We start from the raw sequence: 4,415 nt of genomic DNA, 5'->3' as shown, positions 1-4,415 counted from the left end.
GAGCGTTTTGCGGTAGCTTCAATATAAGCATCAACAGCCGCTTTTTGTGCTGGTGTTGTGATTTGGGAAACCAATTCGTGTTCAGGTGCTAAGGTCATGAAAGTTACTCCGAAGATGGTGTCGGGACGGGTTGTAAATACTTCGATAAAAAGTTGCGAGTTTCGGGTTTCGGGATTCGGGTTTAAGGTTTGATCAACTTGAAACTCGGAACTCGGAACTCGGAACCTTACTGTTGCTCCAACCGATTTTCCAATCCAGTTGCGTTGACTTTCCTTAATACTTTCACTCCAATCGATGGTTTCTAAACCTTGCAATAATCTTTCGGCATAGGCAGAAATTCGCATCGACCATTGGGTCATTTTTTTACGAATGACGGGATGACCACCTCGCTCGGAAACGCCGTTTACAATTTCGTCATTGGCTAAAACCGTACCCAATGCTGGACACCAGTTGACTTCGGTTTCTGCCAAATAGGTTAATCGGTATTGCAACAGGATTTGTTGTTTCTTTTCATCAGAATAAAAACGCCAATCTAAAGGAAAAAATATTTCAATATTATCATCACAAACAGCATTGACTGTTGAATTTCCTGCTTTCTCAAAAATGGAGATTAAAGTTGAAATGTCTTCTGCTTTATCAGTATCCTTATTGTACCAAGAATTAAACAATTGGATAAAAATCCACTGCGTATGTTTGTAATAATCGGGGTTGGAAGTACGCACTTCTCTGCTCCAATCGAAAGAAAAACCAATTTTATCTAACTGTTCCCGATAGCGAGCGATGTTTTCACGAGTTGTTTTTTCTGGATGTTGTCCTGTTTGAATGGCATATTGCTCTGCTGGTAATCCAAAACTATCATATCCCATAGGATGCAAGACATTAAACCCTTTGTGGCGTTTGAAACGCGCTACAATATCGGAAGCTATATAGCCAAGTGGATGCCCAACGTGTAAGCCCGCACCTGATGGATAAGGAAACATATCGAGGACATAGTATTTAGGTTTAGCCTCCCCCAGCCCCTCCAAAGGAGGGGTGCTAGGATTATTTGCTTTAAAAGTTTGGTTTTCGGCCCAGAATTTTTGCCATTTGGCTTCGATTTTTTCGTGATGGTATTTCATTTTTTTATAGTAACCCTTTCAGTCCCGAAGTCTCGGGATAAACCCTGAAAAGGTTGTGTTGATGTTGTTTAAAATTCAATTCGTTTGTTTTTTAGCCCCGAGTGCAGTGGAAATCCTTTTTCTTTTTGTCATCCTGAGCTTGTCGAAGGAACAAAAAGAAAAAGATTGTAACGGAAAGCGGGAAAATGAATGGTAAATAAGCCCAAGCCATTTGCTTCTAAAAAATTTTAGCGACAAATTTACGGTTAAATACAATAAAGTTAAAACTTTGTACGTTATAAAGGGGAAAAACAATTTTCTTTATTATTTTTACGGCTTAAATCACTGTTATGTCATCATCATTTGATAAGTTTCAAAAACGCAGAGTCATTACCTCCTATTTTTCGGTGGTGTTGAGTATCTTTTTGGTGTTGTTTTTATTGGGAATATTGGGGCTTTTTGTCATCAATTCCAAACGCTTATCCGATAATTTCAAAGAAGAAATTGCGATGACTGTTTTCTTTAAAAACGAAGCTGACGATATGGTAATGAAAGCTTTTTCGAGCGAATTAAAAACAGCAAAGTTTGCTAAATCTTTCGAATATGTATCCAAAGAAAAAGCCGCTGAGCAACATAAAAAAGTAATTGGTGAAGATTTCATGCAATTTTTGGGTGTGAATCCGCTACAGAATTCTTTTGATATTCACTTGAAAGCTGACTATGTAAACAATCTTGAAATTTCTAAAATTGAAACTCGCTTGCGCAAAAACCCTATGATTGCCGACATTGTTTATGACAAACAATTAGTGACTTTGGTAAATGACAATGTGAAAAATATCAGTATGTGGATATTGATTATAAGTATTGTTTTTGCTTTGGTTTCGGTATTGCTAATCAATAGTTCATTGCGTTTATCTATTTATGCTAATCGATTTATTATCAAAACGATGCAAATGGTTGGCGCTACAAAATCGTTCATCAGAAAACCATTTTTAAAAACCAGTGTTATTCTTGGTTTAATTGGTGCTGGTTTGGCTATTTTGGTCTTGGTTGGCGTACTGATTTACATTGAAACTAATTTTCCAATGCTTGGCATTTTAGAAGACAAACTCGCTATTGCTGCTGTACTTTTGGGTGTTTTGGTTTTGAGCGTGGTGATTACTTGGTTGAGTACTTATTTTGCTACCCAACGTTTTTTAAATTTGAGAACGGACGATTTGTATTGAAAAAGAATATTGATAATAGACAAAGATTTTAAAAATAATATTCAGCTGAGATGCTGAAATAAATTCAGCATAAATGAAAAATAACGAGCAAAAACCTGATTTTCTTTTTGATAAAGTAAATTACAAAACATTATTGATTGGTATTGCTGTCATTGTCTTAGGATTTATCCTGATGAGTGGTGGCGGAAGCGATGATCCAAAAGTATTCAATGAAGATGTATTCAGTTTTAGAAGAATTCGCTTGGCACCAACCGTTGTTTTGATTGGTTTTGGGATTACAATTTATTCGATTTTTAAAAAATCTAAATCCTAACAATGGATTATTTACAGGCGATTATACTTGCCATCATTGAAGGAATAACTGAATTCTTACCCATTTCTTCGACAGGTCACATGATTATTGCCTCTTCCTTTTTTGGAATTGCTCAAGAGTATTTTACCAAATTATTTACCGTTGTAATTCAGCTTGGCGCTATACTTTCGGTGGTGGTTTTATACTTCAAACGGTTTTTTCAAACAGTAGATTTCTATTTTAAATTATTGGTAGCTTTTATTCCAGCGGTTATTTTTGGATTGCTTTTCGGTAAAAAAATTGATGCTTTATTAGAGAATCCTATTACTGTGGCTATTTCATTGGTTATTGGTGGTGTCATTTTATTAAAAGTTGATGATTGGTTTAGTAACTCACAGGAAACTCAAACCACAGAAAAAATAAGTTACGGTACAGCTTTCAAAATTGGATTGTTTCAATGTTTGGCGATGATACCTGGAGTTTCTAGAAGTGGCGCGAGCATTATTGGTGGAATGTCTCAAAAGTTGTCGAGAACAACCGCTGCCGAATTTTCTTTTTTCCTTGCCGTTCCCACGATGCTTGGTGCTACGGTAAAAAAATGTTACGACTACTACAAAGACGGATTTGTGCTTTCTGATGACCAAATTAATTTATTAATTATTGGCAATGTGGTTGGGTTTATTGTGGCGATGTTAGCCATTAAATCGTTCATTGGTTATTTATCAAAACACGGCTTCAAAATATTTGGTTATTATAGAATTGTTGCTGGTCTAGCCATATTAATCATCCATTTCTTTGTGATGAAATTAACCGTTATTTAATGACTGCCGAAGCTATTTTAGAAGGTCAAATTCTGCTGATTGACAAACCACTAAATTGGTCTTCGTTTCAAGCGGTGAATAAATTGAAGTACATTTTAAAACGAAAATACGACCTTCCCAAAAAATTCAAAATTGGTCATGCCGGAACTTTAGATCCTTTAGCAACGGGTTTACTAATTGTTTGCACTGGAAAATTTACCAAAAAAATAACCGAAATTCAAGGACAAGCCAAAGAATATACTGGAACATTTACCGTTGGTGCAACAACGCCATCGTATGATTTGGAAACTGAAATAAATGAAACATTCCCAACAGAACATATTACTGAAGCGTTAATTCGGGAAACTACCAAACAATTTGTTGGTGAAATTGACCAAAAACCACCTGTTTTTTCAGCTATCAAAAAAGATGGCATTCGTTTATACGAACATGCTCGTGCTGGCGAGGAAGTGGAAATTTTATCAAGAAAAATAACAATTCATGAGTTTGAAATCACACGAATAGTTTTGCCTGAAGTTGATTTTAGAGTAAAATGCAGTAAAGGAACCTATATACGCTCGCTATCATACGATTTTGGAATGGCTTTAAATTCTGGAGGATATTTGTCTGCTTTGCGTAGAACAAAAATTGGTGATTATTCTGTTGAAAATGGCATTTCTCCTGAGAAATTTGAGAAAATAATTACTCTAGAGTAACCAATAAATCCAAAATCTCATTTTGTATTGAAATTCCTTTGTCGTGCAAATACCAAAGTTGTAATTGGGTTTTTGCATTTTCATCTACAATTCCATGCAGCGATTTATAATCAGCAATCAATTGGTTTGCCCCTTTTGGTCTGGGTCCAAAATCGGCTAAAACTTCCAAAGTGTTTTTGTCTAAAATAATTAGCTTCGGAATTGACTTCGTTCCATTGGTCAAAAATAAATTCATTAATGCTTCATTTTCATCACGGAAAACTATTCTTAATTCTATTTTCTCT

The 4,415-nt window shown here is 35.5% G+C and carries 6 protein-coding genes; 4 read left to right on the top strand and 2 right to left on the bottom strand.

Annotated features, from left to right (window positions below):
• Window positions 1-1,118 (bottom strand): class I tRNA ligase family protein (locus ACK5ON_RS03460; protein WP_409819907.1); only part of this gene is annotated, 1,118 nt, incomplete at its 3' end.
• A gap of 329 nt (window positions 1,119-1,447) precedes the next feature.
• Between ACK5ON_RS03460 and ACK5ON_RS03455 the strand changes: the two genes are divergently transcribed.
• The 4 genes from ACK5ON_RS03455 to truB all read left to right on the top strand — a co-directional run bounded on the left by ACK5ON_RS03455 (window position 1,448) and on the right by truB (window position 4,131).
• Entirely contained in the window at window positions 1,448-2,323 is an 876-nt protein-coding gene (locus ACK5ON_RS03455) for a cell division protein FtsX (RefSeq protein ID WP_396173494.1), read from the top strand.
• 73 nt (window positions 2,324-2,396) lie between these two features.
• Window positions 2,397-2,636, top strand: coding sequence for a DUF3098 domain-containing protein (locus ACK5ON_RS03450; protein ID WP_396173492.1), 240 nt, complete (start codon window positions 2,397-2,399; stop codon window positions 2,634-2,636).
• A 2-nt stretch (window positions 2,637-2,638) separates the two neighbouring features.
• Window positions 2,639-3,436 (top strand): undecaprenyl-diphosphate phosphatase, encoded by a 798-nt coding sequence (locus ACK5ON_RS03445; RefSeq protein ID WP_409819905.1) that lies wholly within the window; start codon window positions 2,639-2,641, stop codon window positions 3,434-3,436.
• Entirely contained in the window at window positions 3,436-4,131 is a 696-nt protein-coding gene (gene truB, locus ACK5ON_RS03440; RefSeq protein WP_409819903.1) for a tRNA pseudouridine(55) synthase TruB, read from the top strand. The genes ACK5ON_RS03445 and truB overlap by 1 nt, the downstream gene beginning before the upstream one ends.
• Here the strand turns inward: truB and ACK5ON_RS03435 are convergent.
• The coding region (locus tag ACK5ON_RS03435) for a thioredoxin family protein (protein WP_409819901.1) at window positions 4,118-4,415 on the bottom strand (298 nt) is incomplete at its 5' end. The genes truB and ACK5ON_RS03435 overlap by 14 nt on opposite strands.

The organism is Flavobacterium sp., from assembly GCF_046317795.1.
In the GTDB taxonomy this organism is placed as follows: Bacteria; Bacteroidota; Bacteroidia; order Flavobacteriales; family Flavobacteriaceae; genus Flavobacterium.
Note: the sequence above shows the minus strand (reverse complement) of the source record. Positions and strands in the feature narration are given on the sequence as shown.